The organism is Halomonas citrativorans (assembly GCF_900163645.1).
Lineage (GTDB): Bacteria > Pseudomonadota > Gammaproteobacteria > Pseudomonadales > Halomonadaceae > Vreelandella > Vreelandella citrativorans.
Window position 1 is genome coordinate 29,629 of record NZ_FUKM01000057.1, and the last position, 14,969, is coordinate 44,597.

At 54.3% G+C, this 14,969-nt stretch carries 14 protein-coding genes; 10 read left to right on the forward strand and 4 right to left on the reverse strand.

Features of this window, described 5'->3' with window-relative positions; genetic code table 11:
- Positions 1–171: 171 nt before the first annotated feature.
- Positions 172–1,197 carry a PDDEXK nuclease domain-containing protein gene (locus CZ787_RS13990; protein ID WP_087110258.1) on the reverse strand — a complete coding sequence of 342 codons (1,026 nt, stop codon included), beginning with the start codon at positions 1,195–1,197 and terminating at the stop codon, positions 172–174.
- A gap of 245 nt (positions 1,198–1,442) precedes the next feature.
- Here CZ787_RS13990 and CZ787_RS13995 point away from each other — a divergent pair, with 245 nt between their 5' ends.
- Complete coding sequence (locus CZ787_RS13995; protein WP_087110260.1) at positions 1,443–2,318, forward strand: pirin family protein; 876 nt, start codon at positions 1,443–1,445, stop codon at positions 2,316–2,318.
- A gap of 11 nt (positions 2,319–2,329) precedes the next feature.
- Here CZ787_RS13995 and CZ787_RS14000 read toward each other — a convergent pair whose 3' ends face one another.
- Positions 2,330–2,941 (reverse strand): DNA-3-methyladenine glycosylase family protein, encoded by a 612-nt coding sequence (locus tag CZ787_RS14000; RefSeq protein WP_087110262.1) that lies wholly within the window; start codon positions 2,939–2,941, stop codon positions 2,330–2,332.
- A gap of 384 nt (positions 2,942–3,325) precedes the next feature.
- On the opposite strand from CZ787_RS14000, the gene CZ787_RS14010 reads away from it, so the two are divergent.
- Both CZ787_RS14010 and CZ787_RS14015 read left to right on the forward strand, forming a co-directional pair.
- Positions 3,326–4,522, forward strand: coding sequence for an MFS transporter (locus tag CZ787_RS14010; protein WP_087110266.1), 1,197 nt, complete (start codon positions 3,326–3,328; stop codon positions 4,520–4,522).
- Between the two features lie 61 nt (positions 4,523–4,583).
- On the forward strand, positions 4,584–4,841 hold the full coding sequence (locus CZ787_RS14015) for a hypothetical protein (RefSeq protein ID WP_087110268.1): 258 nt from the start codon (positions 4,584–4,586) through the stop codon (positions 4,839–4,841).
- Positions 4,842–4,929: 88 nt separating this feature from the next.
- Here the strand turns inward: CZ787_RS14015 and CZ787_RS14020 are convergent, their stop codons facing one another.
- Complete coding sequence (locus CZ787_RS14020; protein ID WP_087110270.1) at positions 4,930–5,625, reverse strand: extensin family protein; 696 nt, start codon at positions 5,623–5,625, stop codon at positions 4,930–4,932.
- Between the two features lie 157 nt (positions 5,626–5,782).
- Here CZ787_RS14020 and gmk point away from each other — a divergent pair, with 157 nt between their 5' ends.
- The 5 genes from gmk to CZ787_RS19125 all read left to right on the forward strand — a co-directional run bounded on the left by gmk (position 5,783) and on the right by CZ787_RS19125 (position 10,837).
- On the forward strand, positions 5,783–6,415 hold the full coding sequence (gene gmk / locus CZ787_RS14025) for a guanylate kinase (protein WP_087110272.1): 633 nt from the start codon (positions 5,783–5,785) through the stop codon (positions 6,413–6,415).
- Positions 6,416–6,506: 91 nt separating this feature from the next.
- Complete coding sequence (rpoZ, locus tag CZ787_RS14030) at positions 6,507–6,767, forward strand: DNA-directed RNA polymerase subunit omega (protein WP_087110274.1); 261 nt, start codon at positions 6,507–6,509, stop codon at positions 6,765–6,767.
- Between the two features lie 26 nt (positions 6,768–6,793).
- Entirely contained in the window at positions 6,794–8,929 is a 2,136-nt protein-coding gene (gene spoT, locus CZ787_RS14035; RefSeq protein WP_087110276.1) for a bifunctional GTP diphosphokinase/guanosine-3',5'-bis pyrophosphate 3'-pyrophosphohydrolase, read from the forward strand.
- Between the two features lie 196 nt (positions 8,930–9,125).
- Complete coding sequence (locus tag CZ787_RS14040) at positions 9,126–9,515, forward strand: RidA family protein (RefSeq protein ID WP_087110278.1); 390 nt, start codon at positions 9,126–9,128, stop codon at positions 9,513–9,515.
- 242 nt (positions 9,516–9,757) lie between these two features.
- On the forward strand, positions 9,758–10,837 hold the full coding sequence (locus CZ787_RS19125; RefSeq protein WP_254908628.1) for an RNA-guided endonuclease InsQ/TnpB family protein: 1,080 nt from the start codon (positions 9,758–9,760) through the stop codon (positions 10,835–10,837).
- 78 nt (positions 10,838–10,915) lie between these two features.
- Here CZ787_RS19125 and CZ787_RS14050 read toward each other — a convergent pair whose 3' ends face one another.
- Entirely contained in the window at positions 10,916–11,797 is an 882-nt protein-coding gene (locus CZ787_RS14050) for an SDR family oxidoreductase (protein WP_087110280.1), read from the reverse strand.
- Between the two features lie 152 nt (positions 11,798–11,949).
- Between CZ787_RS14050 and CZ787_RS14055 the strand changes: the two genes are divergently transcribed.
- On the forward strand, positions 11,950–12,879 hold the full coding sequence (locus tag CZ787_RS14055) for a hydrogen peroxide-inducible genes activator (RefSeq protein WP_087110282.1): 930 nt from the start codon (positions 11,950–11,952) through the stop codon (positions 12,877–12,879).
- On the forward strand, positions 12,876–14,954 hold the full coding sequence (gene recG / locus CZ787_RS14060) for an ATP-dependent DNA helicase RecG (RefSeq protein WP_087110284.1): 2,079 nt from the start codon (positions 12,876–12,878) through the stop codon (positions 14,952–14,954). Before CZ787_RS14055 ends, recG begins: the two co-directional genes overlap by 4 nt.
- Positions 14,955–14,969: the final 15 nt, after the last annotated feature.

Below are 14,969 nucleotides of genomic sequence, written 5' to 3' on the forward strand. Positions count from 1 at the left end.
TAAATTTACTCTCCACGTTTTTGTAATATGGCTTTGTCGCTACTGCAGAATCAAAAGTTATACTAATCAAATAGAGAATGCTTGGCTAAGCCTACTTTTGATTTTGGCGCTATGTGGTGACAGCGGTGTTTGGCGTACTTTTACTACTAATTCACCCGTTCTCGATGTCTGTTACTGAAGCTGTTCAATGGCGCGCGCTCGTTCGCGTTCCAACTCACGTTTGAGCTCCTCCTCGGAGGGAAGGTACGGCAGATACTTCGCCGCAAACAGCTGCTTCTGGTCAGCGAGTACTGAGTACTTCACCACGGCTTCGCTTTTCTCACTGCATAGCACCAAGCCGATAGTGGGGTTGTCATCGCTGCCTTTACGCTGCTCATCATATAGGCGCACATAGGTATCCATCTGGCCGATATCCTGATGCTTTAGCTTGCCGAGCTTCAGGTCCACCAGTAAAAAGCACTTCAGCTTGAAGTTATAGAATACCAAGTCGATGTAGAAATCTTCGTCGTCAAAGCGGATGCGCTGCTGGCGCTCCACAAAGGCAAAGCCTTTGCCTAGTTCCAGCAGAAACTGCTTAAGGTTACTGATAATGGCCTGTTCCAACTGGCTTTCCTGGTAGGTTTTATCCTGCAGGTTAAGGAAGTCCAGAATGTAAGGGTCGCGCAGGTAGTCCTTGGTGGTTTCCGCCAGCGGCTGGGTGTTGTCTTTTGCTTCCTGTTCTACCAGCGCCTTATCCTGACTGGCTAGCAGGCGCTCGTAGTAGAGGGTAGTAATCTGGCGTTCTAGAGCTCTCGCACTCCAGCTTTGGTTGATGGTCTCTTGCAAATACCAGTCGCGGGCTTGAGCATTTTCCACCCGTAACAGGGTGCGGTAGTGGGTCCAGCTCAATTCGGTACGCACTGCGTTCCGTTTTGGATAGTTTTGATAAAACTGGCGCATATTACGTAGGTTGCGCACATCAAAGCCCTTACCCAGCCGCTCGGTAAGCTGTTGCGAGAGCTGCTGTAGCTGCTGCTTACCGTATTCCGCACGGCTGTTGCCTTGCTGCTCATGCTCGATAATCAAGCGGCCTATTTCCCAGTAGCTTTGCACCATGGCTGTGTTGACGGCTTGGCGCACCTGTCCGCGTGCTTGTTCTATCTGCTGGGTAATTGCGCTAACAAGGTCGCTAAAGGCCGCTGGGTTCTGCTCAGTCATAGGCTTAACCTCAGGCGTAATAAAAGATGGCAACTAGGTCGGCCTCAACAATAGCAATTTTACCTGTGAAAATATAAGCGTAAGCCGCCGCTAAACTGACCGCTTGAAGAAGGCATGAGCCGTCAAGCATTAGCCGATACGTAGATAAGCACCCATCAATTTCCTGGAATGATCCAAAGAAAACTATTCGCTCCTCATTCATTAGCTTAGGTTTTAAGCTAAAGGTAATTGTTAAGGAGTATTTTATGTCGGACTCATCCGTAAGCTCTGTTCGCCGTGTTATCGCTCAACACTCAGCCCTCCGCGATGATATTGGTGATCTGGTCACTCGGCGGCCATTGCCTGGGCCGGGTCTTGATCAGTTGGACCCTTTTCTGTTTTTGAATCATCACGGCCCGCAGGTTTATCCCGCCAATAATCAAGGCTTGCCGTTTGGCCCGCACCCGCATCGTGGCTTTGAAACGGTGACGTTTATTCTGGAAGGCTCGCTTGCCCATGCCGATAGCGCCAAGCATCAGAGCGTGATTCATAAAGGCGGCGTGCAGTGGATGACGGCGGGCAGCGGTATTGTGCATGCGGAAATCTCACCCGCTGAGTTTTTGCGTGACGGTGGCCCGCTGGAAATCCTTCAACTTTGGATCAATCTGCCTGCGCGTTTGAAAATGAGCGAACCGCGCTATATGGGCCTTCAACAGGATTCAATTCCGACAATTGCGCTACCAGGTGGCGGTGAGTTGAATCTGATCGCCGGGGAGTGGGGCGATACAAGCGGCCCTATCGAGACGTTAACCAATGTGTTTATGTCGACGCTTAATCTGTCTGCCGGTTCGCGCGAGCAACTGCCCGTTGCCGCTGGGCGACAGGTGTTTCTGTATGTGGTGAGTGGCGACGTTACGGTGAGCGGTGAACCCACCAACCCCCATCAACTGGTTGAACTGGACCGGAAGGGCGATAGCATTGTGATTGAAGCCGCAAGCGACGCTCAGCTGCTGTTTGGTCATGGCGATGTCATCGATGAGCCGGTTTACTCTCACGGGCCGTTTGTGATGAATACTCGCGAAGAGATCGAGCAGGTGGTCGAGGATTATCAGGCCGGTAAGTTTGGCGGACTGAACGCCTAAATGCTTTATTTTTAAACTGGCTCGCCGCGATAGTAGTGCCATAAAAACAGCGACCCCACGCTGCGCCAAGGCGCCCAGTGTTCCACCAACTGGCGCGCCTGCTTGGGCGAGGGTTTGTCGTCTAAACCTTTTAAGCGGCCTAACGCTACGCGTAGGGCGAGGTCATCGGCAGGGAAGATATCCGGGCGTTTAAGCGAGAACATCAGGTAGATTTCAGCGCTCCAGCGGCCAAAGCCGCGCAGTTGAGTGATCGTGGCAATCACGTCTTCATAGTTTAGATGTTCAAGCCCGTCGGCACTGAAGGTGCCAGCAAGCTCCGCTTCGGCAAGCCCCTTGGCATACTCGATTTTGCGCCACGAGAGCCCGGCATCACGCAGTGCCTGGCCTTGTGTGTCGAGGACGGCTTGGGCATGAAGTTCCGGCAGCAGGGTATTCACGCGGCTCATAATCGCACGAGCTGCTTCCGTGGAAAGCTGCTGGCTGACGATGGTGGAGAAGAACGTCGCAAAGCCTTTATCACGCACACGTGGCGAGGGAGCCCCTACCAATGGAAGGGCACGGGCGATATCCGGGTCGGCCTTGGCGAGCGATTTTAGGGCATGTTCGATGATGTCAGGGGTCATATGACGCCTTATGGGTGCAGAGTGTTACTAGGGTTTGTACGAAAAGTCGCTGAGCGAAGGCCAGACAAGGCAAAAATCAGCGAAAAAGCGGACCGAGCTCGCGCACGAGTTTACATGTGTAAATGAGTATTTTGATCGGACTCGCGCACGAGCTGATTTTTAACGCCGTATGGTCGAGCGCAAGCAGTTTTCGTACAAAGCCTAAGGTGCTTTGTGGATTAAGCCTTTTAACGCAGGCCTGCTTCAAAGCGTAGTCTGTTAAAGTGAAACACTCGCCTGCTAATATTTCATTGAGCATATTTATACTTTCGTCTAATCCTGCGATCATCGCCCCACTATATGGCCGTTTGTTAAGCAGGCGTTTGGCGCGTCTGAGGAGAAAAAATGCAAGAGTCGCCTCAAGGGCTGGCGCGTAATCCGCGTTTGGCCGAATTCGCCTTGGCGCTAGGTGGGTTTGGTATTGGCACCAGTGAATTCGTCATAATGGGCCTGATGAACCGTGTCGCAAGCGACCTGGCGGTTAGCGTGCCGCAAGTTGGCTACGCGATCAGCAGCTACGCGTTAGGCGTTGTGGTCGGGGCTCCGTTGATTTCCGCATTGGCCGCGCGCGTGCCCAAGCGGGCGTTATTAATTGCGCTGATGCTGGTGTTTGCCATCGGCAATATTGCCAGTGCCATGGCACCAGGGTTCTGGTCGTTCGTGGGGCTGCGCTTTGTGGCAGGTTTACCGCATGGCGCCTACTTCGGCGTTGCGGCATTAGTCGCCGCAGGGGCGGTGCCGGTTGATCAACGTGCCCGGGCCATTTCCCGTGTCATGCTGGGCTTAACCACGGCCATTTTAATCGGCGCGCCGCTGGGTACCTGGGCGGGCAATCTGTTTGGCTGGCAAATCGCGTTTTCCGGGGTCGGCGTTATCGCCTTACTGACCGCGCTATTAATTCGTACGTGGGTGCCGGTGCAGCCGTTTGATGCACTCGCAAGCCCGCTGCGTGAGCTATCGGCACTGGCCAAGTCTCGTGTTCTGGTCACCATTGCCATTGCCTGTATCGGCTGTGGCGGTATGTTTTCGATTTTTAGTTATGTGATGCCCACCCTGACGCAACAGGCGGGCATGAGCGAAGCCTTGGGGCCGCTGGTACTGGTGATTTTCGGTGTGGGGTCGATTATTGGTAACCTGGTCGGTGGTCGCATGGCGGATAAGAACCTGATGCGGGCCATTCCAAAAATTCTGGTTTGGTGTGCCTTGATTCAAGGGCTTTATTATTTTGCTGCCAATAACGTATGGACAGGGCTTCTGTGCGTTGGGCTTGTGGGTACCTGTATGGCCCTTGCCCCTTCGTTGCAAACGCGCTTGATGGATGTGGCCGGGGATGCTCAAACCATGGCGGCCTCGCTTAATCATGCTGCGTTTAATGGCGCTAATGCATTAGGTGCTTGGCTTGCCGGGTTGGCGATTAGTGCTGGTTTGAACTGGTCGAGTACGGGGCTGGTGGGCACGGGCCTGGCGCTATGCGGGCTAGCGATTTTTGCGTGGGGGCGCTGGCTTGAGAAACGCACCGACAGCGTGGCTGTGGGGTTATAAAAGTGGCATAAATAGCCATTCATTCCTAGGGTGTAAGGGTGCAACCCATAAGGAGATGACTATGCATACTCAATTGATCAAGACATCGCGTGTTTTAACGTTGAGCGCTATTGCCGCATTAACGATTGGTTTAGCTGGCTGCGGTACGACAACGGGTGAACGCTCTGCGAGTGGCGCTGGGTTAGGTGCCGCTGTGGGGGCGGGCGCTGCCGCTGCCACGGGTGGCAGTGTCGCTGGTGGTGCCGCGCTAGGCGCAGGCGTTGGTGCCGCAACGGGCGCCCTGACCGATGAAGACGATATCAATCTAGACCGCGATTAATCGTGAAAGCCCACTGCTCGTTCATCATTGCCTATTTTTCTTAAAGGACTGTTTCTCTTAAAGAATGATGTTCTTAAAGCACGGCGTTTTAACGGCATAATCGGAAACCGCGCATGCCCATGTGAAAGTGATCGGCATGCGCGGCATTGTAATCAGGCCCTAATACGTTGCCAAACGTACTGCAAGCGCCATCACGCGCTGCTCGTAAGAACTCTCCTGTTTCCCCTTTGTCATCCCAGTGGTTGATCAGTGTTATACGTTGGCCGTTCTCAAGCTGAAACCCGATAACATCCAGTGCTTCCGCCGTGGCATGCTCGCTGCGCCGGTCGCTCTCACGATGGTAAATATTGCGGCAGGCAAAGCTGCCTACGTGATTTACCTGAGCCACGCGGCTTCCCATGATTTCTTGCGCCGCAGGCTGCAGTTCGTGACGCTCGTACATCACCCAAGCAAGCGCTAGCGGGCAGGAAGCCACAAAGCTTTGGTTAAAGCGCACGCTGCTGGCCTGCATACGTACAATATTAGTCAGTGGACAGTTTGCGGTGGGGGAGTAATCGGCCAGGGGGGTATAGCTCAGCTCGCCTTCTGGCACGGTATTCAGCGCGGCTAAACAGGCATCTCTATTGTTGCTTAAGCGTTTGATTTTTAGCTGAGTAACGGGCGTTATCGGATCATTGATATGAAGAGGAGCCCACGGTGCCCAGTGGCGAGGAATTTCAATAAGGCCTTTTTGCACGGCCACACCAAGTGCAATAAGAACCAATATAACCAGCGTGCTGCGCATCCAACCTCCTTGTGTACTTACGCAAACTCTACAGTCCGCGCAGAGGGTGTGCGATACTGCGCACCTTAAATAAGTGTGTTGTTTTGCTTGCTCCGCTAACGATCTTTTTGCTAACTGTTTTCACTAACCGTTTTTTCGCTAACAAGGGAAGCGCTGTATGTCCCAAGGTACGCTTTTTATTGTTTCCGCCCCGTCGGGTGCAGGCAAAACCAGTCTGGTTCGCGAGTTGATTGAAAGCCTTGATGGCATTCAGGTCTCGGTATCGCATACTACACGCGTTAAGCGTGACGGTGAGGTGGATAGCGTTAATTACCATTTCACCACGGTGGCTGACTTTGAAGCGATGATTAAGCGTGGCGACTTTTTTGAGTATGCCCAAGTCTTCGATAATTACTATGGTACGTCGCGCGAGGCGGTCCAAACGCTGTTGAAAGCGGGCCAGGATGTTATTCTGGAAATCGACTGGCAGGGCGCGCAGCAGGTACGCGAACAAATGCCTGAGGCGGTATCCATCTTTATTCTGCCGCCATCGCTTGGCGAGCTGGAGCACCGCTTGGCGAATCGCGGTACGGATGAGCATGCAGTGATTGCACGGCGCATGCGTGATGCGGTTAGCGAGATGTCACACTTTAATGAGTATGACTACCTGGTAATTAACGATGACTTCACCACGGCGTTTCAGGAACTACAGTCGCTGGTGATCAGTCGCCGCTTAACGCTTACCAAGGTTAGCGAGCGCCATGCACCGCTACTGGATGCGCTCTTGTCACAGGCGCCCAGCGTCGAGTAATCTATCAGGTTCTATTACTATTCTTTTTCTCGCTGGGTCGGCGGCGTTATCCAACAACGCCGGCCCAGCGTCGTCATTACAGGAAGGCCCCATGGCTCGCGTAACCGTTGAAGATTGTCTGGAAAATGTCGAAAACCGCTTCAAGCTGGTGATGATTTCCACCCAGCGCGCCCGCCAATTGGCACGTGGCTCGCGTGATGCCCAGCTGGCTTGGGAAAACGATAAGCCTACCGTGATGGCATTGCGTGAAATTGCAGCAGGCCTCGTGGATCACACCGTACTCGACGAACCTGTTGAAGCGCCTGTTCGCGTGCGTCCCGCCATGGCGCCCAGCGCCCAAATCGACGACTAAGGCTGAAACGAGCAGGGGCGCGGTAAATGTTCACCATTGATGACCTGGCCGATCGACTCGGCGGCTATTTACCCTCAGACGAGATCCAGCAGGTCAAGCGCGCCTTTTATTACGCTGAGCAGGCCCATGATGGTCAGCGTCGGCGCTCGGGTGAGCCCTACGTTACCCATCCGCTTGCTGTGGCCAATATTCTGGCCAATATGCACATGGACCATCAAAGCCTGATGGCCGCCATGCTGCATGATGTCATTGAAGATACCGGTGTTTCCAAAAAGGCGTTGGCGGCCCAGTTCGGCAATCCGGTGGCGGAGCTTGTCGATGGCGTTTCCAAGCTGACCCAAATCACCTTTGAAGACAAAGCCGTTGCCCAAGCGGAAAACTTCCAGAAGATGGTGTTGGCGATGTCGCGGGATATTCGCGTCATTATCGTCAAGCTTGCTGACCGCCTGCATAACATGCGTACGCTTGGTGCGCTCAGGCCGGATAAAAAACGCCGTATTGCCCGAGAAACACTGGAAATTTACGCTCGTATTGCCGGGCGGCTAGGCATCAATACGATTCGTATTGAGCTTGAAGACCTCTCGTTTCAAGCCATTCATCCCATGCGTTCAGAGCGTATCAAGCGAGCGGTCGCCAGTGCCCGGGGGAATCGGCGTAGCGCCATGCGTGAAATCCAGTCGTCACTGCAGCAAAGCCTGGATGAAGAGGCGTTGCAGGGCACGGTCATGGGGCGGCAAAAGCATCTGCTCTCGATCTATAAAAAGATGCGCGACCAGCGTAAACCGTTTGCTGAAATCATGGACGTATTCGGGTTTCGGATCATTACCGAGGATGTCGCCAACTGCTATCGTATCCTGGGCGTGGTGCATAATCTGTATAAGCCGGTGCCTGGGCGCTTTAAAGACTATATCGCCATCCCCAAAGCCAACGGCTACCAAAGTCTCCACACTACGCTGTTTGGGCCGCGCGGCATGCCGATTGAAGTGCAGATCCGTACCCGCGAAATGGAGGCCATGGCCAATAACGGTATTGCTGCTCACTGGCTCTATAAAGCGGGGCAGACCACGCATCCGATTGCCGAAGGCAGCCATGCGCGCGCCCGAGCTTGGGTGAAAGGCCTATTGGAAATGCAGCGCCACGCGGGGAACTCATTGGAGTTTATCGAACACGTCAAAAATGATCTGTTCCCCGACGACATCTACGTGTTTACCCCAAAAGGCGACATCATGGAGCTGCCCCAAGGCGCCACGGTGATCGACTTTGCCTACAGCGTGCATACCGATATCGGCAATAACTGTATTGCCTGCCGAATTGACCGTCATCTGGCGCCGCTGTCAACACGCGTGGAAAGTGGCCAAACGCTGGAAATTATCACCGCACCCGGCGCACGCCCCAACCTTGCCTGGCTTAGCTTTGTCTCGACGGCCAAAGCGCGCTCGGCTATTCGCCACGCGCTGAAGCATCAGCAGCAAACCGAAGCGATTACGCTTGGTCGGCGGCTCCTTAACAAGGCGCTGGCGCCGTTTGAAACCAGCCTGGAAGAGCTTGACGACAGCGTACTTCAGCAAGCGTTAAAAGAGCTGGAAATAGCCTCACAGGATAGCCTTCTTGAGTCGCTGGGCTTGGGCAACCGTATGGCGAATGTGGTCGCCAGGCGCTTGATAGATGTCGCTCATGATGATCTTCTCGATTCCCGTTCAGGTACCTTTGATGGCGGTAAAGCCGTGCTGATTAGCGGTAGCGAGGGCATGGTGATTAACTTTGCTCGCTGTTGCCACCCGCTTCCGGGCGACCCGGTGTTGGGTCACCTTTCCATGGGCAAAGGGCTGGTGGTGCATCGCGCCGAGTGCAGAAACCTGACAGAGCATAAAAACGACCCTGATAAGCTGTTTACGCTTGAGTGGTCTGATGCGATTGATGAAGATTTCCCGGTGGCACTGCGGATTGAAATTGAAAGCCACCGAGGCCTCGTCGCGGAGCTTGCAGGGCTGGTGACCGATGCTGATGCTAATATTGAGCGAATCGGCATTGAGGAGCGCGACGCGCGCCTCTCTACGGTTAATCTAACGCTGTCGGTCAAGGGCCGCGTTCACCTTGCACGTATTATCAAGCGCATTCGTAATTTGCCGAACGTCGTCAAAATTACCCGTATGACCAATTAAATCCATTTAAAGCGGCCTGGCCGAATTGCCATTCGGCACCGGCCACGTAACGCTATTGCGGTCATTAACCCTATTTTGGAAAAAAACAGTATCCCTTTTAAACCTTATACAAACACGCTGGTTGGATAATTAACGCTTAATAATGACTGGTACTGAATAACGACGAGTACTAAATAACTGAGGAGCGAAACACCGCATGAGCAATAAAGCCGTTATTAATACTGACAAAGCCCCTGCCGCGATTGGCCCTTACTCGCAGGCGATCAAAGCAGGTAATACGGTCTATCTCTCTGGTCAAATTCCGCTAGACCCAGCGACCATGGAGCTGGTCTCCGAGGATTTCGAAGCACAGGCACGCCAGGTATTTACCAACCTGAAAGCCGTTTGCGAAGAAGCCGCAGGCTCGCTTGGCGATGTGGTGAAACTGAATTTGTACCTGGTCGACCTGGATAACTTCGCCATCGTTAATAAAGTAATGGAAGAGTTTTTCTCTACACCGTTTCCTGCCCGCGCCGCGGTGGGTGTTAAAGCGCTGCCTAAAGGTAGCCAGGTAGAAGCCGAAGCCGTAATGGTCATCGGCGACTAAACTGTTAACGACGTTTCCGCTATAAAAAACACCGGTTGAGCGTTAAACGCCCCGCCGGTGTTTGCGTATTGATTATCAGATTTGCGCAGAAAACCCCGTACTTTTAGTGCGGGGATGTCGAGCGCGTCGCCCGTCAGGGCGACTTGTTGGGGCGGTTTTGTTCCTCAATGTATTGACGGATTACCGATATAGGCGCACCGACTGCCAGTTCTAGCTTCTTGTTTAGTGTCCATGGACCGCTTATGCTCCAAAGCATGAAGCAGACCAAGACCTTGAAGGTTCGAGTCAAAGACAAGCACGTCGACCAGCTCAATCGTATGGCGCGCAACGTGAACTTTGTCTGGAACTACCTCAACGAACTGAGTTCACGAGCGATTCGTGAACGCGGTCTGTTTCTATCGGCCTACGATATGCACCCCTACACAAAAGGTGCAGGCACGGACCTGGGGCTGCACAGCCAAACGTTGCAGGAAGTCGCCCGTGAATACACGACACGCCGCAAACAGTTCAAGAAGTCGCGGTTGGCATGGCGCAAGTCCGGCGGTGTTCGTCGCTCACTCGGCTGGATTCCAGTGAATACCGGCGCGGCCAAGTGGAAGAACGGTCAAGTGTTCCACAACGGCACCTACTTCAAGGTCTGGGATAGCTACGGTCTTGGCCAATACACATTTCGTTCAGGCAGCTTCAATGAAGATGCCCGAGGCCGTTGGTACTTTAATGTCGTGGTTGAGGTGAATATTCCGCCTAATCAGGCTCAGGGTGAGGTTGGTATTGATCTTGGCCTTAAAGATACCGCGACATGCAGCGACGGCCAAAAGCTGGAGGCAGGACGCTTCTACCGTGACCTTGAAGCCAAACTGGCAGCCGCCCAACGAGCGGGCAATAAGCGGCGTGTGAAAGCGATCCACGCCAGGATCAAGAATCGTCGCAAGGATGCCAATCACAAGTTCAGCCGTCAGTTGATCAGCCAGTACGGCACAATCGTAGTAGGTAATGTCAGCGCCTCAAAGTTGACAAAAACCAGGATGGCCAAGTCAGTGCTGGACGCTGGCTGGTACCAGTTGAAGGCGATGCTGGAATACAAATGCGATCACGCAGGCACCGTCTTCAAGGAAGTCAATGAAGCCTACACCACCCAGACCTGCTCGAATTGTGGCGCACTGCCCAAGGAAAGGCCGAAAGGTATCGCAGGTCTTGGAATAAGAGACTGGATATGCAGCGAGTGTGGTGCCTCGCATGACCGGGATGTGAATGCAGCCCGCAATATCCTAAGTCTTGGGGCAGGACGTTGCCCTCAAGCAGTTGGAATCCCCCGACTTTAGGCGGGGGAGGACGTCAACTCGTCTGCTATCGACTGTTTCACTATCTGAATTAACGCTTTTTTACCCGGAGTTTTTCAATCAGGCTTTCTGTGTCTCTAAAAAGCCGCCCTCTTTGAGTATCTGAGCGTAACCTTCACGGTAGCTGGGGTAGCTAAACTGATAGCCGGTTTCAAGGATACGTTGGTTGTTACAGCGCTTACTGGCCCGGCGGCGCAGCGGCGATTGCATGGTATCGGTTGACTCCACCTTCAGTTGCTTGCCGATCCAGGCCATCACGTTATGCAGCGTGACCGGCTCGCAGTCGCTACCCAGGTAAAGTTCCGCCAGTGATTGACCGCTTTCCTGACGGCGAATTAAATGCGCCAGAATACCGGTGCAGTCATCCCGATGAATGCGGTTGGAGTAGATAACGGGTGTAACCGCAGCGATACGGCCTTCCGCTACCTGATGAATCAAGCGGTCACGGCCAGGTCCATAAATACCTGAAAAACGTACCACGGTGCCGGGTAGCGGATGGTTAAGCAGCAGCTGCTCCGCTTCATGCATCAGCATGCCGGAGAAGCTGGTGGGTCCGATTGGGCTATCCTCGGTCACCTCTTCGCCTTCCTGCTGACCATATACACTGGTAGAGGAGACAAAAAAGACCCGACGAGGCGATTTTTTGTGCTGTTCCATCACGCTCAGTACGCGTTTCAGACCGTCCGGATACGCGCTTTGGTAAGCGCTCTCTTCAAAGCGGTCAGCGCTTACGCTATAAATGACGTAGTCCGCTTGGGGGAGTGCAGATGCATTGGCCTCATCGAGATCATTAAGGTCAAGCGCCAGGGGTTCAATGCCGGTGTCTTTTAAAACAGCTGTTTTACGACGTACGCCAATGACGCGGTGCCCCTCATCAATCAACTCGCGTCCTAAGGTAATGCCGAGATCACCACAACCGATAATCAGTACCGTTAGCTTCACCTTATCCACTCCTTTTGATAAATATTCCCTACTGGATACAAACTCGCTGCGAGATGTGACATCGTCATCAGGATTTCCTGTCCCTTTTCGTCCCGCTGACTGCCATGATATTCGTCATGAGCTGCTACGAGAGGATGCCCACTGGCGCCGTTATGACTTTAACAGAACTTCGCTACATCGTAACCCTTGCCCAAGAGCGCCACTTTGGTCGCGCGGCTGAACGCTGCCATGTGTCGCAGCCCACGCTTTCTGTGGCGGTGAAAAAACTGGAGGAGGAGCTTGATACACCGCTGTTTGAGCGCTCCAAATCCACGATTCAGGTAACCCCCCTTGGCGAGAAGATCATTGCTCAGGCCCAGCGCGTGCTGGAGCAAAGCCGGCTGATTTATGAAATGGCCAACGCGGGTAAGGATCAGCTATCCAATCCACTACGCATTGGAGCTATTTACACGATTGGTCCCTACTTGTTTCCGCACCTGATTCCTGCGATTGCCGATATTGCGCCGCAAATGCCGCTGTATATTGAAGAAGGTATGACCGGAACGTTACGTGCCAAGTTAAAAAATGGCGAGCTGGATGTCATTATTGTGGCACTGCCGTTCACGGACACCGATATTGTGACCAAGCCTATTTACGAAGAGCAGTTTGAAGTCTTGATACCGGCAAATCACCGCTGGGTAGAGCGCGAAGCTATTCGTAAAGAGGAGCTGCTGGAAGAGCGCTTGCTGCTGTTGGGTGAAGGCCACTGTTTTAGAGACCAGATTCTTGAGGCGTGCCCGGCGATTAGCCAAAAGCTTAACAACCCGAATAACACCTTGATTGCCGAGGGTGGCTCGCTGGAAACCATTCGGCATATGGTGGCGTCACGGCTAGGTATTACCGTATTGCCGCAGTCAGCGTTAGGCACCGATCAGTATGAAAACGCGATGCTTGAGAGTCGGCCCTTTGTAGACCCCGCCCCTTCACGGACGGTAGCGATCGCCTGGCGAGCCAGCTTCCCGCGCCCTAAAGCGATCGACGCCCTGGTGGATGCTATCAGCCAGTGCAAACAGCCTGCCCAAAAGGGTAAAGCGCGCCCATGAGCGATCTTAACGGCCCCGTCACTGCGCTTAAAGGCGTTGGTGAAGCGTTGGCGCTCAAGCTTTCGCGGTTGGGCATTGAACACGTGAGCGATCTGCTTTTTCACCTGCCGCTACGCTATCAGGATCGCACTCGATTAACGCCAATCGGCCTGCTACGCGCTGGGCAGGAAGCCGTGATTGAGGGTGAAGTGACTGCCTCGGACGTCGTTAAAGGGCGACGGAGAAGCCTGCTGGTGCGCCTGCGCGATGGTAGCGGTATTCTAAGCCTACGATTTTTCCACTTTTCGCCTGCCCAACAGCAGCAGTTACACCCGGGCGTTTCGGTTCGTGCATTTGGAGAAGCGCGGGCTGGGGCCACCGGGCTAGAAATTTATCATCCCGAATATCGCTTGAATACGGTGGGTGAAACGCCGGTCGATGAGTATTTTACCCCCATCTACCCCACCACCGAAGGCTTGAATCAAGCCCGCTTGCGAGCATTGACGCAGCAAGCGCTTGGCCTGCTGGATAGCGCGCCCGAAGCGCTACCCGATGTCATTCCTGACGCGCTGCGTCAGCGTTTTCACCTGCCGGGGCTGCACGCCTGCCTACATTTGCTGCATCAACCCCCGCCTGATGTGGACATCGAAAAGCTGACCAGCGGCCAGCATGCCGCCACGCGCCGTTTAGCGTTGGAAGAGCTTTTAGCGCATCAGCTTAGCCTGCGTGAAGTGCGCCTGCGTATTCAGGCCGACGGCGCCCCTCAGCTGCCTTCCGGGCGCAGCCTTCAGGCACGCTTTTTAGCCCAACTGCCGTTTGCCTTAACGGGGGCCCAGAGGCGAGTGCTTGAGGAAATTGCGCTGGATTTAAGCCGCCCTGCCCCCATGCTGCGCCTGGTGCAAGGTGATGTGGGATCGGGGAAAACCGTGGTGGCCGCCATGGCAGCACTAGCGGCCCTGGCAGGCAATTGCCAAGCGGCAATAATGGCACCTACCGAAATCCTTGCTGAGCAGCACTACCGGGCGTTTAAAGCGTGGTTTGAGCCACTGGGCATTGAAGTCGCTTGGCTTGCAGGTAAATTAAAGGGCAAAACCCGCCTGGATGCGAAGGCAGCCATCGCCGATGGCCGCGCGCGTATGGTGGTTGGCACCCACGCGCTATTCCAGGACGATGTTCATTTTCAGTGTCTAGGGCTGGCAATTATCGATGAACAGCATCGCTTTGGGGTTCACCAACGCCTGGCTCTGCGTGAAAAAGGCGAAGCGGGTGGGTTAACGCCACATCAGTTGATCATGACCGCGACACCTATTCCTCGCACGCTGGCCATGAGCGCCTATGCGGACCTGGATGTCTCGGTGATTGATGAGCTACCGCCGGGGCGTACGCCGGTTAAAACCGTGGTGGTGTCTGATGAGCGCCGCCCGGAGGTTGTTGAGCGGATTCGCCGTGCCTGCAGCGATGGTCGCCAGGCCTATTGGGTGTGCACGCTGATTGATGAGTCCGAAGTGCTGCAGTGCCAGGCGGCGGAAGTCACCTGTCAGGAACTAACCGATGCGTTACCGGAGCTTGCCATTGGCTTGATCCACGGGCGAATGAAGGCCAGCGAGAAGGCCGACGTGATGGCTGCTTTTAAAGAGGGCGAACTGGATCTGTTGGTAGCCACCACGGTGATTGAAGTGGGAGTAGATGTACCTAACGCCAGCCTGATGATTATTGAAAATCCGGAACGCCTAGGGCTTTCCCAGCTTCACCAACTGCGTGGTCGCGTGGGCCGAGGGAGCACGGAAAGCTTCTGTGTACTGCTTTATCACCCGCCGCTCTCCAAAAGCTCCCGCCAGCGCCTAAGTGTCATGCGTGAGACCACCGATGGTTTCCGTATTGCTGAAAAAGATCTGGAAATCCGCGGCCCGGGCGAGGTGTTAGGCACCCGGCAAACGGGCCTGGCGCAGATGAAAATTGCCGACCTGGAGCGCGATGCTGACCTTTTAGAGCGCGTCACCGCGTTAGCGTGCGAGCTGCAAAGCGAACCGCAAATAACCGCCGTACTAGTGCGGCGGTGGTTGGGCGAAGCCGCAGGCCGCTACGGGCAGGTGTAGCGGTCAGTCACGATG

Coding starts and splice junctions, on each gene's coding strand:
- CZ787_RS13990 (WP_087110258.1), bottom strand. CDS start 1,197: ATGACTGAGCAGAACCCAGCGGCCTTTAGCGACCTTGTTAGCGCAATT.
- CZ787_RS13995 (WP_087110260.1), top strand. CDS start 1,443: ATGTCGGACTCATCCGTAAGCTCTGTTCGCCGTGTTATCGCTCAACAC.
- CZ787_RS14000 (WP_087110262.1), bottom strand. CDS start 2,941: ATGACCCCTGACATCATCGAACATGCCCTAAAATCGCTCGCCAAGGCC.
- CZ787_RS14010 (WP_087110266.1), top strand. CDS start 3,326: ATGCAAGAGTCGCCTCAAGGGCTGGCGCGTAATCCGCGTTTGGCCGAA.
- CZ787_RS14015 (WP_087110268.1), top strand. CDS start 4,584: ATGCATACTCAATTGATCAAGACATCGCGTGTTTTAACGTTGAGCGCT.
- CZ787_RS14020 (WP_087110270.1), bottom strand. CDS start 5,625: ATGCGCAGCACGCTGGTTATATTGGTTCTTATTGCACTTGGTGTGGCC.
- gmk (WP_087110272.1), top strand. CDS start 5,783: ATGTCCCAAGGTACGCTTTTTATTGTTTCCGCCCCGTCGGGTGCAGGC.
- rpoZ (WP_087110274.1), top strand. CDS start 6,507: ATGGCTCGCGTAACCGTTGAAGATTGTCTGGAAAATGTCGAAAACCGC.
- spoT (WP_087110276.1), top strand. CDS start 6,794: ATGTTCACCATTGATGACCTGGCCGATCGACTCGGCGGCTATTTACCC.
- CZ787_RS14040 (WP_087110278.1), top strand. CDS start 9,126: ATGAGCAATAAAGCCGTTATTAATACTGACAAAGCCCCTGCCGCGATT.
- CZ787_RS19125 (WP_254908628.1), top strand. CDS start 9,758: ATGCTCCAAAGCATGAAGCAGACCAAGACCTTGAAGGTTCGAGTCAAA.
- CZ787_RS14055 (WP_087110282.1), top strand. CDS start 11,950: ATGACTTTAACAGAACTTCGCTACATCGTAACCCTTGCCCAAGAGCGC.
- recG (WP_087110284.1), top strand. CDS start 12,876: ATGAGCGATCTTAACGGCCCCGTCACTGCGCTTAAAGGCGTTGGTGAA.